Here is a 17462-nt window from a genome sequence, read left to right as displayed (position 1 = left end):
GGAGGAGAGTATGCGCTGGGCCCTGCTGGTGGTCTTTTCGGCCATGGTCGCGTGGAGCCTGTCGCCGGGGGCCGCACTGGCCGAGCGGCGCGTCGCGCTGATCATCGGCAATTCCGACTACGAACTGGTGACCCCGCTCGATAATCCGGGCAACGACGCCTACGACATTTCCGTTGCGCTGGAGGGGTTGGAATTCGAGGTCTTCCTCGGCCTTGACCTCGTTCACGACGAAATGACCGCGCTGACGCAGCGCTTTGCCGAGGCGGCGCGGACCGCCGATGTCGCGTTGTTCTATTACGCCGGTCACGGGTTTCAGGTGGATTCCGCCAACTACCTCGTTCCGACGGACGCGCGGATCGCGAGCATCGACGACGTGACCGGCGCGACCGTGCCGCTGCAATCGATCCTCGACAAGATGGAGGCGGCACCCGGCATCAAGTTCGTGTTTCTCGATGCCTGCCGCAACAATCCTTTCGAAGGCACCCTGGAGCAAGGCGCGGCCCGCGTCGGCGCGGGGCTGGCACGGATCGGTGACGCGGCGGATTTCATGATCTCCTTTGCCACGCAGCCCGACAACGTGGCCTATGACGGCGCGGGGCGGAACAGCTTTTTCACCGAGGCGCTGCTGAACCACATCTACACCCCCGGACAGGACGTGTCGGACCTGATGATCTCAGTGCGCAAGGACGTGTTGTCGGCCACCGGTGGCCGCCAGATTCCATGGGAGAATTCATCGCTCACCCGGCAGTTCCGCTTTGATCCGCGCCCGCCCAGCGTGTCGCCGGAAACGCTCCTGTGGCAGGTCGCGGTGAATGCGCGCGATCCGCAACTGATGCAGCTTTACGCCGAGCGCTATCCCAACGGCGCGCATATGGGCGATGTGATGGCCTTTCTCGATCCGTCGGTGACGGGCGATCCGGCGCCGGGGCAAGGCGCGTCGCGCGGGTATGCCGTGACGCAGGACCAGTCACAGGCCGACCGCATGTGGGAGCTTGCACGCCGCAGCCGGATGCGCCCGCTGGTGCAATTCTACCTCGATACCTATCCAGAGGGGCAGTACGCCGGCGACGCGCGGCGGTTGCTGGCGACCTTGCCGTCATCCGACAACGCCAATCCTGGCCGGCTGTGCGAACGGCTGGCGACCCATCCGCGCGACGCGACGGCCTCGACCGCGGGGGTGGCTTTCGCAAAGCTCGCGCAAAATGCGATCGCGGCCATCCAGGCCTGTCAGTCGGCGGCCACCGCGTCCCCCAACCTGCCGCATTACACCGCCCTTCTGGCGCGCGCCACGGCAGCGGCGGGCGACCAGCAACAGGCGATCAGGCTATACCGCGATTCCGCCGCGCGCGGCGACCTGCGCGCCATGGTCAGCCTGGGCCTGATCACGGAAACCGGTCAGGGTGTGCCCCCCGACCTGCTCGCGGCGCTTCGGCTTTACGAAAAGGCGGCCCAAGCAGGCAGCGCGGATGGCATGATCAACCTCGCGGTGGCGCTCTTCGAGGGCGTCGGGCTGGAGCGGGACCAGCCGCGCGCGATCGCGCTCTTGAAATCCGCCGCCGATCAGGGATCGCCAATAGCGACCTACAACCTCGGCGTGCTGGCGCAGAATGGCAGTGCCGGCACCCCTGCCGAGGCGCTGGAGTATTTCCGGCAGGCCACCCGGATCGGCGAGGCCCGTGGGTATCTGGCGGCGGCGATCCTGCTGGACGAGGGGCGCGGCGTGCCCCGCGATCCGGATGCCGCGGCGGTCCTGCTGCTGCGGGGTGCGGCAGAGGATGGCGGACAGATCGTGCAACAGCTGACCGAAGCCGGCGCAACCTGGTCGCGCGAGACGATTGCCGCGGTCCAGTCGAGGCTGGGCGCGGCGGGCTATTACACCAGCGCGGTCGATGGGCTGTCCGGTCCGGGCTTCGCCGCCGCGCTGGAGACCTGGCGAAACGGTGGGTTCGTCGACGATGTGCTGGTTCAATAGCGCGTCCAAGCCACGGCGGCAGCCAAAACTCTTGCCACGGCCGCGCCTCAGGTCCTAGGCTTTGGCAGGTACTCAATTTCGGGGTACGTCGCTTTTCAAGGAGCCTGCCATGACAATGACTTTCTCGCCGGGCTGGGCCGCACCAAAGATTGCACCGGTGCCGGTTCTGCCGCCCAATCCGTCAAACAAAAAAATCAAAAACCGCGACTACATTATCAAGAACAATCAAAAGCGTCAGGACGGCGCGTTGTTTCTGACCTTTTTCGATGAGACCGCGGTGCGCAACGCGGTACAGCGCGCCGTGCCCAAGTACAATTCCGCGGACGGCACGATCAAGGGGTTGCTCAACGACATGATCGGCAGCGCCGAAACCATCACGATCGATCAGGGAACGCATCAGGTCGAGGATCAGGACAGCGGCGGCTTCAAGCTGCATTTTGACGCCCGCCCCGCCAGCGGATCGCCGTGCTTTCATCTGTACGTGCAGCAGTCCAAGGCCGGGTATCTGATCATTTCTGAGGTATCGTACATGAACGGCGGCACCCGCGTCGACGCCACCCCGTCCGCCTAGGGTCGACCGCCACAGCCTGCGGGGCGCGCAGAGGGGGGCATACCCCGCCTGCGCAGCCGCGCGCAGTGGCGCGGGCCGTCGCCGGCGCGGTGTCGTCGGGCCGATGCAGGCCCCCTTTGGCGCGGACCATGCGCCCCCGAAACAGCCAAGGATCATCTTGCCGTGCAGTTGCCCCACTATGGAACGACGCCACCCGCCTGCCCCGTCTGCGGGGCGCAGATCACCATTCACCAGTCGATCAATCCGGGCCATTGCGGCGCGCGGACATGCCTGTCGCGCCACGCGGTCCGCGCGGCCGTCGCCCGCGAGGCTGCCCTGGTGGCGGAACGTCAAGACCGGATCGACGCCGCCGTTCGGGGCTGGCCCGAGGCGATCGTGCAATCGGCGCGGACCCTTGGCGCCGATCTCGACAGTCTGCGAATGGCGTCGGTTCCGTTTCAGACCACCCCCGTGCGCCCGCTGCCCGACGAGCGGCGCGCGGAGTTCCTGACCCATCTGGACGGCGTCGTGCATGCCGCCTTTGACGCCCTGCAGGCAGAGCCGCCGTCAGACGACGAGGATCGCGAGGTCGCGGCGCCGGATCTGAACAGGCCACAACCCGTCGAAGCCCTGGGTTGCGCCACCTGCCAGGGCCACTGCTGTCAGTTGGGCGGCAAGGCCAAGGCGTTCCTGTCGGTCAAGGAAATCCAGACCCAGGCGCGGGCGCATCCCGATCTTGGCCCGCAAGAGATGATCGACCGCTACGCCGACGCGCTCCCCGCGACATCGGTCAAGGACGCCTGCGTGTTTCAATCGGCGCAGGGGTGCGTGCTGCCGCGCGGCTGGCGGGCCAGCCCGTGCAACACCTATCGGTGCCATTCGCTGCGCACCCTGTCGACGCTTGCCGATGCCAGCCCCGATGCGCCGCTGGTCATCGTCGGCGTGACCGCGGGCGAGGCCAAGATCACCGCCTACCGCGACAGCCTCGGCGGCAGGACGATACACGCCGCCGCCGGCACGCCTCGCACCCCGCCGCCCTGAGGATCGGACCTAGAGGATGCCTTGCCTGCGCCATTCCTCGAGCATCTGCTGGGAGACCTCGAAATGCATCGAATCCTCGCGGGTGAACCCGGCACCCCATACCCAGCCTTCCTCGCGGAAGAAATCCGCCAGGATGGTCAGGCCCAGTTGCGTCTTGCCGTCGCCGAGGGTGTCCAGGTGCCCGTCGATGTTCAGATCGACCGCCAGCCCGAACGAATGCGTCGACGTGCGCCCCACGGTGCCGCGGATCTGGCGCACGCAAAGCGACCCGGCGGTGTTGATGCGGGCGTAGAGATCGGGATCGGTGGCGCGCACCTTTTCGAACACCCGGGTCAGGCTGTCGATGGCCGGTTGCAGCATCTGCACCCGGATGGGGCCCACATCGGCGACCTTCAGCAAATCCTTCAGCTTTGGGTTGGTCATCGCTTCGCAGGTATTGCTCAGGTTTTCGCGGGGCCGGCCCAGAAACTGCTCGAGAAATCGCGGCCCCCCGACGGTGATGCCGGCATTCACCTTGCGGCGGTTGGCGATCAGGACGACCTGCGCATAGGCATCAAGAATTGCGTTCTCGCCATCCGCGATGAACCCCTGATCCAGCGGCAGGCCGCCGCCATCCTGCCGCGGCCCGGGTGACGGCCGTGTGGCAAGCGACTGGATCTGTTCCTGCAAGGCCTGGATCTGGCCCTGCAAGGCCTCGATCTGCTGGCGCAGCCCTTCGATTTCGATCCGCGCGCCGCTGTCGATGGCGGCGCCGGTCGCGCCCGGGTCGTAGCTGTCGCGCTCACCAATCAGCGATTGCGCCGCAAACCAGATCAACGGGATCGTCAAAAGACCGATGGCAACGAGGATGACGGGCACGATACGCATGAGACTTTCAGGACCCCGATCAATCGGTTTTGGGAATATCCCTGAAAACGTGGGCCAGCCGCAAACGCCTGTCAACTCAAGATGCCACCGATTGCCACCCCGCGGTGCCAGCCCCCGGAACGGGGCGAAATACAGTGACATTTGCCGCACATGTGGTGTAGGATTTCGCCATACGGACTTTGACTTTCATAAAGGTATTTACTATGACACATCGCGCCAAGATCGTGGCGGCCATTGCCGTTCTGTCACTGGCTGTCGTGCTGTCACCGATGGTCGCAGGCCCCGGGATCGCGCAGACCTCAGATGGCCAGAGCGTCGAAGAGATGACGCAGAATTTCAAGAAGCAGAAGACACGCGGGCTGGTGATCGCGACGCCAGGCGCCAATGCCGCTGCCAGTGCCGGCACCGAAACCACCGCCACCACCCAGACCAGCGCCGCAGTCGAGGAGATGGCCACCGCCATCCCCAAGGAAGAGCAGGTCAACGTCAACATATCGTTCGATTTCGACTCCGCCGCGCTGCGGGACGATCAAAAACCCAAGCTGGTGTCGCTGTGCAGCGCGCTCAAAGCCGCCGATGTGCAGATGGTGCGCATCCTCGGCCATACGGACGCGTCCGGATCGGCGGAATACAACGAACGCCTGTCCAGGCTGCGCGCCGAGGAAGTGAAACGCTTTCTGACCAGCGATTGCGGATTCCCCGCCGACCGGATGGAGGCGCAGGGCGTAGGCGAGCGGTTCCCCTATGATGCCGAGAACCCCCGTGCGGACGTCAATCGCCGGGTCGAATTCCAGGCGCTTGGCTGACCGGTGGCACAGGCGAACGAGCGTAGGATACCCCTATGAGCACGGACCAGACGCGCGGCATCTTCCAGGTCGGCGACGTGCTCAACAACACCTACAAGATCGAACAGGTTCTGGGCCGCGGCGGCACCTCCGAAGTGTACCGCGCGCGCAGCGAAATTTCGGGCCGGGTGGTGGCGCTCAAGGCGCTCAGGCTTGAATATTCGCGCAACGAAGACTTCCTGGCCCTGATGACGCGCGAAGAGGAAATGCGCGAGATCCGCCACGATGCGGTGGTGCGCTACTATGACAATCAGCGCACCGATGCGGGGCTGGTCTATCTGGTGATGGACTACGTCGAGGGGCCCGGCCTTGACGCCAAGATCAAGGAGGGCGGCCTGCCCGCAGACGCATTGATGATCATTGCGCGCCGCGTGGCCGAAGGGCTGGTGGCCGCGCATGGCAAGAATATCGTGCACCGCGACCTGTCGCCCGACAACATCATCCTGCGCCACGGCAAGCCCGCCGATCCGGTGATCATCGATTTCGGCATCGCAAAGGATACCAACCCCGGCGCGGAAACGATCGTGGGCAATGAATTCGCCGGGAAATACGCCTATGCGGCACCGGAGCAGTTGAACGGCCAGACCGACGCGCGGGTCGATATCTATGCGCTCGGGGCACTGCTGCTGGCGGCGTTCCGGGGCAAGCCGCCCGATATCGGCACCAACCCGATGGAGGTGATTACCCGCAAGGCGCAGCCGCTCGATACCGAAGGCGTGCCCGAGCCGCTGAAATCGCTGATCGACAAGATGACCCATCCCGACCGCGAAAAGCGGTTGCAGACGGCCCGAGACGTTCTGGCGGAAATCGACAGTCCCACGGCCTCGGCCGTGGATGCGGCGGAGATCGATTTCGGCGACGGGGACGACAGCGACAAGACCGTGATCGTGCCACGCGCCACCGCCGCCGCAAGGGCCCCCGCCCCCGACATGCCGCCACCCGCGCCCGCCCCGCCGCGCGCCCCGGCTCAGCCCGCCAAGCGGGGCGGTCGGTCTGGGATGATCGGCATCGTTGCGGTGATCGGCCTTGCCGCCCTGGGGGCCGGTGGATACCTCTCGGGGGCATTCGGATCGCTGGTGGCACCCAGCTATCCCGTGGCGGACCCCTATACGCTGATCGCCGCACGGCCCGAAAACCAACCGGTCCAGATCCTCGGCAACGTACCGTCGGAATCGGTTCGCGACGACCTCCGGGCGCTTGGCGAAGACCTTGGCGGCACCGCCGATCTGACCCTGTCGAGCGGCGACATCCCGGCCACCTGGGGCGAGGACATGGTGCAGCTTCTGGGCCTGGTGTCGGTCTTGCCGGAGTGGCGCGTGCTGGCGGACGGCAGCCGCGTCAAGGTCACCGGCAGTACCGCGGACGCCGACGAACAGGCCCGGCTGAGTGCGGCCTTGTCGGGCGACAGCATGCCCGCCGGCCTGACGGGCACCGTCGATATCGCCTACCGCCCGCCCATTCTGGCCGCCGCGACCCTCGCGCCGATCCTTCAGGCGCACTCCGATTGCGGCCCGCTGCAACTGATCGATCCGCCGGTCGTCGGCTATGCCGAAGACAGCCAGGTGCTGGTGCTTGGCGCGGTCGCCGGGGCGTCCACGCGCATAGCGTTGTCCGACGCGCTGACCGCCGCGATCGGCAATCGCGACCTGGTGATGAACGTCGACATCCTGAACCCGACGCTCTGCCTCATATCGGGGGTTTTGCCCAATGCGCCCGCGGGCGGGTTCGGCATCGACTTTCGGATGGGCCGCGACGGGGCATCCAACCCCTCCGGGCGCTACCTGGTCGGCGAAAATCCGGTGATCGACGTCGTGATCCCGGCGGATGTGAACAGCGGGTTCCTGTTCGTGTCGGCGCTTGATGTGTCGGGCAACGTGTTTCACCTCTTGCCCAACCTGCTGATGCAGGACAACCGCATCGATGCATTGCGCGCCGGGCGCGAAGGCCCTGTCACGATCCGCGTGGCGCACCCGCTGTCGGACGCGGTCGATGGCAGCAAGTTGGCCTTCACGGTCGATGACAGCACATTGGGCAAGACGCAAATCGTCGTCATCAATGCCGAGGACCAGATGTTCGACGGCCTGCGGCCAACGACCGAAAGCGCCGGCGGCTATGCCGCGGCGCTCGAGGATTATTCGGGCCGGGTGCGTTCGCTGGATACCGGCATCCTGATCACCGCCGCGCGCTGATCGCGCGGCGGTCAGACCGCATCGACCACGATGATCGAGATGTTGTCGGCCCCGCCCCCATCGAGCGCGATGCCCAGCAGCGTTTCGGTGACCGTTTCGATCGGCGCGTCGCGCAGCACCTGCGCCAACCTGTCGAACCCCGCGTATTTGTTCAGCCCGTCCGAGCACAGCAAGAAACGGTCGCCCCGTTCCACCCGGCCGCGCACCTTGTCGAGTTCCAGATCGTCGCCCACCCCCACCGCGCGAAGAATGGCGTTCGATTGCGGGTGATGCTCGGCCTCGTCCCAGGTCATCTCGCCCGCCTCCACCAGCCCGGCGACGACCGAATGGTCAGTGGTCAACAGCTCGATCCGGCCGTCGCGCAGACGGTAAAGCCGGCTGTCACCCGCCCAGAAGCACACGAAATGCGAGTCGGAAATCATCAGCGCAACGACGGCGGCGCCGATGGTGCCGGTGCCGCGCGCCGCGATCTCGTGCAGGATCGCCTGATGCGCCGACACGATCGCCTGTCGCAGCGCCTGCATCTGCTGCGCGGGATCGCCCGTCAGCGGCATTCTGGCCACGCTGTCCACCACGGTCTGCGACGCGAAATCCCCTGCCGCATGCCCGCCCATGCCATCCGCGACCACCCAGACCTGCTGATCCGGCAACACCAGAATACTGTCTTCGTTGACCTTGCGGACAAGGCCCACATGGGTTGTCGCGTTGTGCCGCAGCCGGGTCATGCAGACAGATCCAGCGGCATGGCCGAGGGGCGAAAGGGCTGCGACAGATCGAAAAAGCCGATGGCGTCCTCGGGCCGTGGCAGACCTTCAAAGGCCTGTGTCCGCAGCGTGTCGCCCACCAGGGCCGACCACAGGCTCAGGCCCTTCGCGGTCTGCCGCCCGAGGGAGCCTCGTGGCACCACCGCGGACGGACAGGCGGGCGGATCGACCGCCCTAAGCACCGTGGCAAGGCGGTCGCGGCTGGCCCCCTCATCCAACGCGTCAAGCGCGATGTCCTCCAGCCTGGCAAAGGTTGCGGCCCCGGCCCGGTGTGCCGCGACCGGATCGCCGGCGATCTTGGCGAACAGCGTCAGCGGAAACATCCGCCCCACGCGGTCAACCGATGGCATCAGGACCCCGAGCACCGGCGCGGGCCCCGCGAGCCGCGGCGCAAGCGTGAAGCGCCAGATCGGGGCTGACAGGTACAGGTCCTGCCACCCTGCCCCCAGCGCCTGCCGGCATGTGCCCAGCACCGATTGCAGCCAGGCGTCCCAAGGCGTGACGAAGGACGGCGGCGCGCCGATGCGCAGGAAATCCCCGGTGCTCGGCATCTTGCCGTAGGCGGAAAACCCCGTCACGGTCAGAACGACTTGGGGCAGCTGAACTCCCCCAGAGCTCTGAGGGTGAAGGGGTTGATCGCGGTGCCCGACTGCATCTGGAAGATCGCGATGCGCCCCCCCAGGTTGAAGATCACGCGCTTGCGGTCGGGCGCGTTGGTGTTGCGCACCTCGGCCGCGTCCAGCATGCGAAACCATGACCAGGGGCCATTGCGCAGGATCACGCTTTCGGAATTGCGCTGCTCGGGCGTAAAGGTGACGCGTGCCGCCCCCACCGGCCCCGGCCAGCGGATCGCAAAGGGGCGCGGGGTGCCGTCGCGGTGCTGAAAGCTGACGGCCTGGCCGTCGATCTCAAGCAGGATCCCCTTGGCCTTGGGGTCCAGCGCCTCGGGTGTGACCTGAAACGACAGGTTCAGAACCGGGCCGCCCGCAAAAAAGGCATCGCGGATCAGCGCGGCATTCTCGAACTGACCCAACACCGCCTGTGAAATCCCCAGATCCGTGCCGCCACCGGGTTTGAATGTCCAGGGACGTTTCGACGTGTCCACGAATTTGCCCAGGTTGCTGGTGAAAAATGCATCCATCTGACCGCCGGGGCGGAACAGTTCGGAAAACTCCGCCAGGCCCGCATCGGCATTGGCGCGGCGCTTGAAGGGATAGGTGTTTGTCGTCACACGCTGGCATAACGGCAGAACGGATTGCTGCCATTGCGCGTTGATGCCCGCGCGGGTGCCCTCGGTCGCGATGCCCTTGGACCCCACCGTGATCTGCGAGGCCCAGCGTTTGAGCGGGCCGTCCTCGATCCGCCCCACCGCCGCCTGAAACCTCGGCAGGGCCGTGCTGCTGTCTTGCGGGTTGCCGACGCCGCCCGCGAAGTTCAGGTTGCTGAGATCCTGATAGACGTCCTTGAGGATGTCGATCAGCGCATCGAGTTCCGATGGCTGACCTTCGTTCTGCGCGGTCAGCAGATGCAGCCATTCGAAATGATCCTCAACCGGCTGACCGGGCGCGGGGGGCTCCTGCCCGCTCTGGCTTGCCTGCACCTGCATCATCGCCTGAAGGAAAAGCCGGCTTTTGGGCGATAGCTTGCGCGCAAAGAGCCGCGTGCCGGCCGGTGCCGCCGCCGCGGCATCGACACCGCCCGGTTCCTCCGTCAGCCTGGTTTCGCGCGCCACCGCCGTCAGCACGTTCGCGATGGGCGACGTGCTGCCCGACAGGACATTGGTGACCTCGACCGCGTTGGGCAGATCGTTCATCGGGATGATGTCGATATCGCCCAGCAAGCGGTCGTAGTGCAGGATGAAATCGTCGTAATAAAGCCCAAGCACATCACGGCTCATGGTCATCAGGGCGGCTTCGCTCTGTTCCTGGCGCCCCGCTTCGCCCAGCACCCAACTTTCGCTTTGCAGGCGCGCGGCGACGGTCAGCGCCTCTTCCAGGAACACTTCGTTGAAGCCGGCGTAGGTATAGATGCCGGGGATCCCGTCATTGAGCTGTTTGCCCGACGACCGGCTGAACGCGCGTGCGACGGCGGGGCCGCCGATATCGGTCAGGCGCCAGTCCGGCAGCGCGGTGGCCACCGGGGAATTGATGATCCCGTTATAGACCCGCTGCGACTGCGGCATCTGGGTCAGCACCTTTTGCACCGCGCCCACCAGATCGTTGTTGAGCGCGATGGGCTGCATCGGGGCGGACATCAACACATCAAGGTGCCCGGCCAGATCGGTGCGCTGCTGGTCTCGCCCGATGTCGGGAAAGGCGGTGGCCCAGTCCTCGGCCATCCACTTTTTCACCAGATCGGGATTGAGCGGCCCGACCCGGCCCAGCGTCAGATAGACCTTGAGCGTTTCATACAGCAGATCGGGGTCATTGATGCTGGCCTGCATCTGGTTTTCAAGCCTGAGCAGCAGCCGCGGCAGGAAATGCGTGTTGAGCGCGGACCGGTAGGTCAGGCGTTCCTCGTTGCCGATCACGCGGCCCTGGTACAGCCCCCAACCCAGACCGTCGGGGCGCGGCGCCGGGCCGCCCGTCGGGTTGTTGGGCAGATCGCGCAGGGTATTGAGCGCGGGCAGGATCGAGATCATGTCGGTGTCGCCCACCGGGCTGGGCGGGATCAGCGCGGCCTGTTCGCGATAGGTCGAAATCTGCGCCTGGGTGGTCGCGATCATCTCGGCATTGCCGAGGTAACTGCGGCCCCACAGCAGACCCATCCCGATCGCCGCGGCGGCGACGGCGGCAAACGAGGCGCGCTTGGTCCAGCGGTAGCGGCGCTCGACCCGGTCATCCGCCGACACCAGTCCCGCCTCGCGAAAGATCACGGTGTCGAAAAGCTGCGTCAGAAAGTAGGACCGGCCCGTGCCACGCCCCGATCCGATAGCCTGCCGGCCGATGCCAAAGGTGCGCGCCATGCCCATCATAAGACGGTCGATGGGCGTGCCTTCCTGCGTGCCGGAGGTGAAATAGACGCCGCGCAGCATCTGGCGGTGTTCGTATTTGTTGTCCTGGAACAGCGCCGCGAGAAAATCGCGCGCGACGCCGCGCACCGAGGCCACCTGCGCGGGGAAACTTGCGATCATGCTGCGGCGTTGCGGGTCGGCCTCGTTCTGGATCCGCTCGAGCGACAGGGTATTGAGTTGATCGACCAGCAGATCGAACTCCGCGTCGAACGCCTCTGTCGGTGCGGCCTTGGCGCCTTTTTTCGCCAGCGGCAGGGTAAAGCCCCAGACCTGTTCGCGCTCCTGCTTGCCCAGCCCGTCGAAATATTCGGCAAAGCCCGCGATGAGGTCGGCCTTGGTAAAGAGGATATAGACCGGGAAATGCACGCCCAGCCTTTCGCGCAACTCGTGCAGACGGCGGCGGATCGCCTGGGCATGGCCCTTTTGGGTGATCTCGTCCTGCATCGACAGATCCGACAGGCTGATCGCGATGATCGCGCCGTTGATCGGTTGGCGCTTGCGGTGCTTTTTCAGCAGCCCCAGAAACCCCAGCCAGGCGGCATTGTCGGCCTCGGCGTCGCTTTCTTGTGTTGTGTAACGGCCCGCGGTATCCACCAGAACCGCGTTGTCGGTGAACCACCAGTCGCAGTTGCGCGTGCCGCCCACCCCGCCGATGGCCGCGACCTCGCCTTCGTCGGACAGCGGAAATTGCAGGCCGGAGTTGACGATGGCCGTGGTCTTGCCCGCGCCGGGGGGCCCGATCATGATGTACCAGGGCAGTTGGTACAGATGCGCGCGCCCTTTCCTTGAGCGGCGCAGGCCCGTCATCGCGGCCTTCAGCTTGTCGCGCATCTCGCCCAACTCGGCGGTGACGGCCTCGTCCTCCACCGCGACGGGCTCGGCCATCGTCACCATGTCTTCGGTCAGCGCGTCGTCTTTCTTCGACGCGCGCAGCACCAGCACCAGAATGATCAAAAGCGCCACGATCCACAGCACGGCCAGCCCCACCAGCCGCCCCACGACGCTATCGAAGGGATGCGCATCGCCAATGCCGAGGTATCCGCCAAGGAACCACAGGCAGGCCGACAGGATGGCCGAGACGATCAGCGTGATGCCGATGCCCGAGCCCAGAAACCGCAGGAAACTCATGACTGCTGCTCCTTGATAAGCACGATCTCGATGCGGCGGTTGGCGGCGCGGCCTTCGCGGGTGTCGTTGGTGGCGATGGGTTCGCGGTCCGATCGCCCTTCGGCCTGCAGTCGCGATATGTCCGGAAACCGGCCCGAAACCGTTTTCAGTACCGTCTCGGCGCGGGCCAGCGACAGTTCCATGTTGGATTTGAACCGCGCGGTATTGATCGGCGATGCATCCGAATGGCCCGCGATGATGATCGGGCCGCTGGTGTCCTTCAAGGCGTCCGCAACCCGCGTCAGCGGGGCCTGGAAGCTGGGGACCAATGCGTCGGAGGCGGAGCGGAACATGCCGTTGCCGGCGATGCGGATGGTGATCGTGGTCGCGTCGTGCAGGACCTTGACAAGCCCCTCGTCGATCTCGGGCTGGAGGAACTCCGTCACCCGTTTCAGGGCCGCGTCATCGGCGGGTGCCGCCGGAACGACCACGGGCGGCGCCCGCCGTTCCAGCGTGGCGATGCCGCCGGGGTCAAGCACGGACAACTGGCCGATCAGGTTTTGCGACTGCGCGTTGAGCAGATAGGACAGCACCATGAAGCCCGCGCCCAGCACGGCGGCAACCGCCGCAACCGACAGCCAGAAGGGCTTCCAGGCCGACAGGACGCGATGCGGAATATCAAGGCCCATCCAATGCGGCGACAGGGTGCGCTCTGCCTCGCCGCGCTGCGTGCGGATGATCCGCGCCAGGCCGCGACGGATCTCGACGTGCTTGTCGGCGCCGCCGTCTTCCACCCGCAGGCGACCTTCGAAGCCGAGCGACAGGCACATGAACAGGAATTCCAGCATGTCTATGTTGCGGCCCGGATCCTGTTCCAGCCGCGCCAGCAGGTCGTAGAACCGGTCGCCGCCCACGGTCTCGCGGTGAAAGGTGGCCACCATCGACTGCTGCGCCCATTGCGATGCCCCGCCCCAGGGCGTGTTCAGCACCACATCGTCCAGCGTGGCGCAGATCGCGTAGCGTGCGACCTTGATCGCCGCCGGATCGATGCGCTCTTGCAGGGCGCGGGCCTCGAAGGCGCGGACCTCGGCCACCACGGACCGGCGCAGGGCGTCGGGGTCGGGGTGCTGCGCGCGGTTGCGGATCCGGCTGACCAGCGCGAACAGCGTCGCGGCCGCGGCGTTGAGCGGGTTCATACCGGTCAGCGCGGGCCCGCCAGACGCGGCATCGGCGCCGGGTTGCCGCGGCTGCTCCTGGGTCTGCGGCGCGGGCGCGGCAGGGGCCGGCGCGGCGGCGGCGACGGCAGGGCGGCGCCCGCCCGGATTGGGGCGGATCACGGTGCGATCGGTGTCGCTCGGCTCTGCAAAAGGATCATCGTCTGACATTGTCATGGTCCCACCTTACTACCCGTGCCGGATTGCCCAAAGCTCCATCGTCAGGCCCGGATATTCGCCGGACACATGCACCGCGATCCCGCCCGAGGTCGTCATCTTGCCCCAGATCGGCGTGTCGCTGTCGAGTTCGAAGTACACCACGTTCGCGCTGTAGGGGATCTGGCGCGGCGCCACCGGCAGGGGCCGCATCGGGATGCCGGGCAGCGCCGAGTTGACCAGTTGGCGGATTTCCTCGACCGATCCGATCTTGGCCTGCCCGGCGAAATGCCTGCGCAGGTTCTCGGCGGGCACATCCGCGCTGACGGCCAGGACAAAGCCCGCCGTGCTGATCAGTTTGCGGTCCGCGATCACCCCCACCGAGATACCGTATTTGCGCGGCTCCAGCGGGATCGACACGGCGGTCTGTTCCAGCACCGACGACAGGTATTGCCGCAACAGCCGGATCACGGTGACAAAGGTCGTGGTCAGGTCATGGTGCTGGTAGGGCGGAAATTCCGGCGGATGTTTCTGCGGCGCCATGAAGGTCGACAACTCCCCCGCCAGGGCGACGCAATCACGGTAGAGTTGCACCGGGTGCACGTTTTGCATGGTGTTGACATGGCGCACGACGGGCAGCAGGCGGTTGATCGTCTGCAGGAGCAGAAAATCCTGGATCTCGGCCGCACCCTTGGCCGATCCGCTTTGCGCCATGCGCCCCGACAACGCGGTCATGCGGTGCGCCAGCAGCCCTTCGAGTTCCTGCACGAAGCCGGTCAGCGGCGCGGCCGCGCGTATGTCGAGGCACGAGGGAATGAAGCCGGTGTCGAGGATGACCTCCTGGTCGGGGCGCACCTCGATGATGCGGGCGATGGGGATGACCAGCCTGTCGGCCAGGTCATCCACATCCAGCGCGAATTGCAGCCGCAGCTTGCCCACTGTCAGCATCGTCGCCTTCTTGCCCGACCCCGCGGTGTCCGTCACCTCGATCTCGGCCATGCGGAACCGCGTGTTCGACAATTCGGCCCCGGTCCGGTCGGCTTCGGCGGCGCCCTGCCTGCGCTGCGGCACGCTCAGGTAGACGACGCAATCCTTGGTGTCCGATGGCACCTCTAGGGCGGGCGGATGGTCTTCGGTGTCGGGCACGCGAAACACCGTTCCATCCTGCGTCAGCCCGGTGCAGGCCTTGATCGCGAATTGCCCGACCTTGAGCACGTCGCTGTCGATGTCCAGCGCCGACACGCCCCAGGCATAGGGGGCGATGCGCCGCGCCAGCCCCGCGACCAGGCTTTCGGTATAGCGGTCGGCCTGCTGAAAATGGTGAGGCTGCAAAAACAGCCCTTCGGTCCACAGAACCTTGCTATCCCACGACATATGCGCCCCTCGATCTTTCCATCATTTTGGTTTGAGCCTGTCCAACTGGGCCTGGTAGGCGCGGGAGAATTCCTTGCTGAAGAGGTCGTGAAAATCATTCTCGGCCTGATCTGAAATTTCGCCGTATTGCGCCTCGAAGACGTCCCAGTAGCGGGCCTTCTTGTTGGTGAGCACCGAGCGCAAGCTGCTGTCGGCAGCGATCCGTTCGGCAAGTTTCCGCGGCTCAAGCCGCGCCAGCACGCCCTTCAGCGCGGCCTCCATTCCCGTCATCATCGCGACCTCGTGGGCCTTGATGTCATCCAGCGCCTCTTCGGCGGCGGTGGCGGCGGGCAGGTATCCCTTGACCGCCGGACGGGTCATCGCCTCGATCGCCTGATCGACACTGACCGAAAATTTCAACGGGTTGTTGGCGCCGGCGGAAATCACCGTCTGCTGCATCCGGAATTCCGATTTGATCGATTGCCGCGTCATCAGGATTTCGCGCACACCGCCGATCATCGTGTTCAACACACCGCCCAGACGCGTCATCGTCTCGACCAGATCGTCGTCCAAAATCTTCAGATCGCCCGCGCCCAGAGCATCGAGAAAGGCGCGCGACGCGGCGTCCGGGCCGCCCGGTGCGGGCTGCGGGCCGTCCGGCGTGATACCGGCGGCGCGTGGCGGCACGGTCTGCGGCATCGGCGGATCGACGGGCGGTGCCTCTTGCGGCTGGGCAAAGGGGTCGTCGTCCTGGTCGTCGGCGCCCTGCCCTGCCGCCGGCAGGTCCAGATCCCAGTCGTCAGGGATCGTGCTGGTTGCGGGCGCCGGGGTCGGGATCATGTCCGACAACGCCGAGGAATGCGAGGATTGCGCCGGACGGTCCGGCTCGGGTCGCGCCGGGCGCAGGAAATCATCGTCGTCTTCCTCGCCCAGGGGCGGCAGCAACCCGTCGTCGCCCAACTGATCGCGCTTGACCCCCGAGGGCCCGGCCGTCGGTCCGCCCAGCAGGTCGTCCAGGAAATCGTCGTCGCTGCCGCCGCCGATCCCGGCGCTGCCGCTGTCCAGCGGATCGAGGAAGTCGGCCATGTCGTCGGCCTTGCCGGGCACGGGCAGGTCTTGCAGCGGGTCGGCCAGCGGCGCCTGCTGCACGGGCGCGATTTCAACCAGCAATTCGTAGGCGCCGATCGACAGGATGTCGCCATCGTTGAGCGGCGTCGGTGTCTTGCCCAGCGGCATCTTGCCATAGTTCAGAAATGTGCCGTTGGTCGAGAAATCGATCACCGTGACATTGCCGTCCAGATCCTCGATCGCGCAATGGCGTCCCGAAATCATCTTGTCCGGATCCGGAAGGACCATATCGTTCTGATCCGACCGCCCGATGGTGAGCGATCCGCCAAGCATGCGAAATGGCTTGGCGTTGCCCGGCACGGCACCGGTCGATTGGAAATGCAGGATCACACTCATGTCGTAAACTTAACCACCTACGATCACGGTCGGGCATCCCGGCGGGGCCACCATGCCGCCATGCGCGGTGGTGTCAATCACGATCCGCACGCAGGGCCGTTTGCCCACCAGAACGGTCGCCGAGCCCTTGGCCAGAACGTCGGGCGGCCCGACGCAGGTTGCCATGTTGCCCATCGGCGCCGCGGGCAGCGACCCGACAAGCACGGTCGGCACGCCCGGCGGCATGACCGGTCCGCCGACATGCGGAATCGGCGGCACCGCCGGCGTGACCATCGGGCAGATATGCATGTCTCCGACACGGGCACAGGGCATCATGGGGCGGTCTCCTCGGCTTGGGTGGCGACAGGCAGCGGCAACTGGCCATTGCCGCCGCGCGCAATATCCAGCGCACGGTCGATCAGGACAGCGGCGGTCTGCGCCACGTCGTCGCCCAGATCCAGCGCGGTCACATTCATCGCGAACACGGCCGCCGAAGCAGCCCCGGGCGGGGCCGCGTATTGCGCCAGATCGCCGGGGCCCAGCGTGTCGTCGCAAAAGATCACGGAGGTCGCGCACAGCACGGTGTCGTCATCCATGTCCGCAAGGTCAATGGCGTCCCGCGCCGCGGCGCGCGTGGCGTCGCTGGGCTTGCGCACCCAATCCTCGGACAATTCCAGTGGGCGTGGCAGTTTGTCCACCGGTCCGATCAGATCGCGCGCGGCAAGGCAGGCCCACCAGGTGCGTTCGCGCGGCGGCAGGGCCACCGACATCAGCCGCAGCATATCGACGTACGCACCCTGCGCGTCCAGCGCGGTCATCACCTCGGAGACGGAGGCGCTGGCCGGCGTGCCGAGCGTGGCCATCAGCTTGGCATTGGCAAGCGCCAACAGGCGCACCGCCGGCTGGTCGGGCACCTTCCTGAGATCGTCGAACCGCTGTGTCATCGTC

14 protein-coding genes are annotated in these 17462 nt (G+C 66.1%); 5 read left to right on the top strand and 9 right to left on the bottom strand.

Annotated elements, in window-relative coordinates; translation table 11 throughout:
- The first annotated feature begins 10 nt into the window (after positions 1-10).
- The 3 genes from FDT80_RS00645 (at position 11) to FDT80_RS00635 (ending at position 3563) form a co-directional block, all read left to right on the top strand.
- Positions 11-1972 carry a caspase family protein gene (locus tag FDT80_RS00645; RefSeq protein ID WP_246039772.1) on the top strand — a complete coding sequence of 654 codons (1962 nt, stop codon included), beginning with the start codon at positions 11-13 and terminating at the stop codon, positions 1970-1972.
- Between the two features lie 109 nt (positions 1973-2081).
- Positions 2082-2543, top strand: coding sequence for a hypothetical protein (locus FDT80_RS00640; RefSeq protein WP_138660320.1), 462 nt, complete (start codon positions 2082-2084; stop codon positions 2541-2543).
- A 162-nt stretch (positions 2544-2705) separates the two neighbouring features.
- Positions 2706-3563, top strand: coding sequence for a hypothetical protein (locus FDT80_RS00635; protein WP_138660319.1), 858 nt, complete (start codon positions 2706-2708; stop codon positions 3561-3563).
- Positions 3564-3572: 9 nt separating this feature from the next.
- Here FDT80_RS00635 and FDT80_RS00630 read toward each other — a convergent pair whose 3' ends face one another.
- Positions 3573-4430, bottom strand: coding sequence for a M15 family metallopeptidase (locus FDT80_RS00630; RefSeq protein WP_138660318.1), 858 nt, complete (start codon positions 4428-4430; stop codon positions 3573-3575).
- Positions 4431-4633: 203 nt separating this feature from the next.
- Between FDT80_RS00630 and FDT80_RS00625 the strand changes: the two genes are divergently transcribed.
- Together FDT80_RS00625 and FDT80_RS00620 are read left to right on the top strand one after the other, a co-directional pair.
- The gene (locus tag FDT80_RS00625) at positions 4634-5236 is read left to right on the top strand and encodes an OmpA family protein (RefSeq protein ID WP_138660317.1); all 603 of its coding nucleotides are present in this window, start codon (positions 4634-4636) and stop codon (positions 5234-5236) included.
- A 35-nt stretch (positions 5237-5271) separates the two neighbouring features.
- Positions 5272-7464 carry a serine/threonine-protein kinase gene (locus FDT80_RS00620; protein ID WP_138660316.1) on the top strand — a complete coding sequence of 731 codons (2193 nt, stop codon included), beginning with the start codon at positions 5272-5274 and terminating at the stop codon, positions 7462-7464.
- Between the two features lie 11 nt (positions 7465-7475).
- On the opposite strand, the gene FDT80_RS00615 is transcribed toward FDT80_RS00620, so the two are convergent.
- Genes FDT80_RS00615 through FDT80_RS00580 form a run of 8 tightly spaced genes read right to left on the bottom strand, consistent with a single transcriptional unit; the run spans position 7476 to position 17458 of the window.
- A complete protein-coding gene (locus FDT80_RS00615; protein ID WP_138660315.1) occupies positions 7476-8189 on the bottom strand; it encodes a PP2C family protein-serine/threonine phosphatase in 714 nt (237 codons plus the stop codon).
- A complete protein-coding gene (tagF, locus tag FDT80_RS00610; RefSeq protein ID WP_138660314.1) occupies positions 8186-8806 on the bottom strand; it encodes a type VI secretion system-associated protein TagF in 621 nt (206 codons plus the stop codon). The genes FDT80_RS00615 and tagF overlap by 4 nt, the downstream gene beginning before the upstream one ends.
- A 2-nt stretch (positions 8807-8808) precedes the next feature.
- Positions 8809-12369 carry a type VI secretion system membrane subunit TssM gene (gene tssM / locus FDT80_RS00605; protein WP_138660313.1) on the bottom strand — a complete coding sequence of 1187 codons (3561 nt, stop codon included), beginning with the start codon at positions 12367-12369 and terminating at the stop codon, positions 8809-8811.
- The gene (icmH, locus tag FDT80_RS00600; protein WP_342777626.1) at positions 12366-13739 is read right to left on the bottom strand and encodes a type IVB secretion system protein IcmH/DotU; all 1374 of its coding nucleotides are present in this window, start codon (positions 13737-13739) and stop codon (positions 12366-12368) included. The genes tssM and icmH overlap by 4 nt, the downstream gene beginning before the upstream one ends.
- Positions 13740-13751: 12 nt before the next feature.
- Positions 13752-15092 carry a type VI secretion system baseplate subunit TssK gene (tssK, locus tag FDT80_RS00595; protein WP_138660312.1) on the bottom strand — a complete coding sequence of 447 codons (1341 nt, stop codon included), beginning with the start codon at positions 15090-15092 and terminating at the stop codon, positions 13752-13754.
- 21 nt (positions 15093-15113) lie between these two features.
- Positions 15114-16535, bottom strand: coding sequence for a type VI secretion system-associated FHA domain protein TagH (tagH, locus tag FDT80_RS00590; RefSeq protein WP_138660311.1), 1422 nt, complete (start codon positions 16533-16535; stop codon positions 15114-15116).
- Positions 16536-16544: 9 nt separating this feature from the next.
- A complete protein-coding gene (locus tag FDT80_RS00585; protein ID WP_138660310.1) occupies positions 16545-16850 on the bottom strand; it encodes a PAAR domain-containing protein in 306 nt (101 codons plus the stop codon).
- A complete protein-coding gene (locus FDT80_RS00580; protein WP_138660309.1) occupies positions 16847-17458 on the bottom strand; it encodes a DUF6931 family protein in 612 nt (203 codons plus the stop codon). Before FDT80_RS00580 ends, FDT80_RS00585 begins: the two co-directional genes overlap by 4 nt.
- Between the last annotated feature and the right edge of the window lie 4 nt (positions 17459-17462).

The organism is Sulfitobacter sabulilitoris (genome assembly GCF_005887615.1).
GTDB lineage: Bacteria > Pseudomonadota > Alphaproteobacteria > Rhodobacterales > Rhodobacteraceae > Sulfitobacter_E > Sulfitobacter_E sabulilitoris.
The sequence above is the reverse complement of the archived record's forward strand: the minus strand, read 5'-3'. Positions and strand labels throughout refer to the sequence as shown.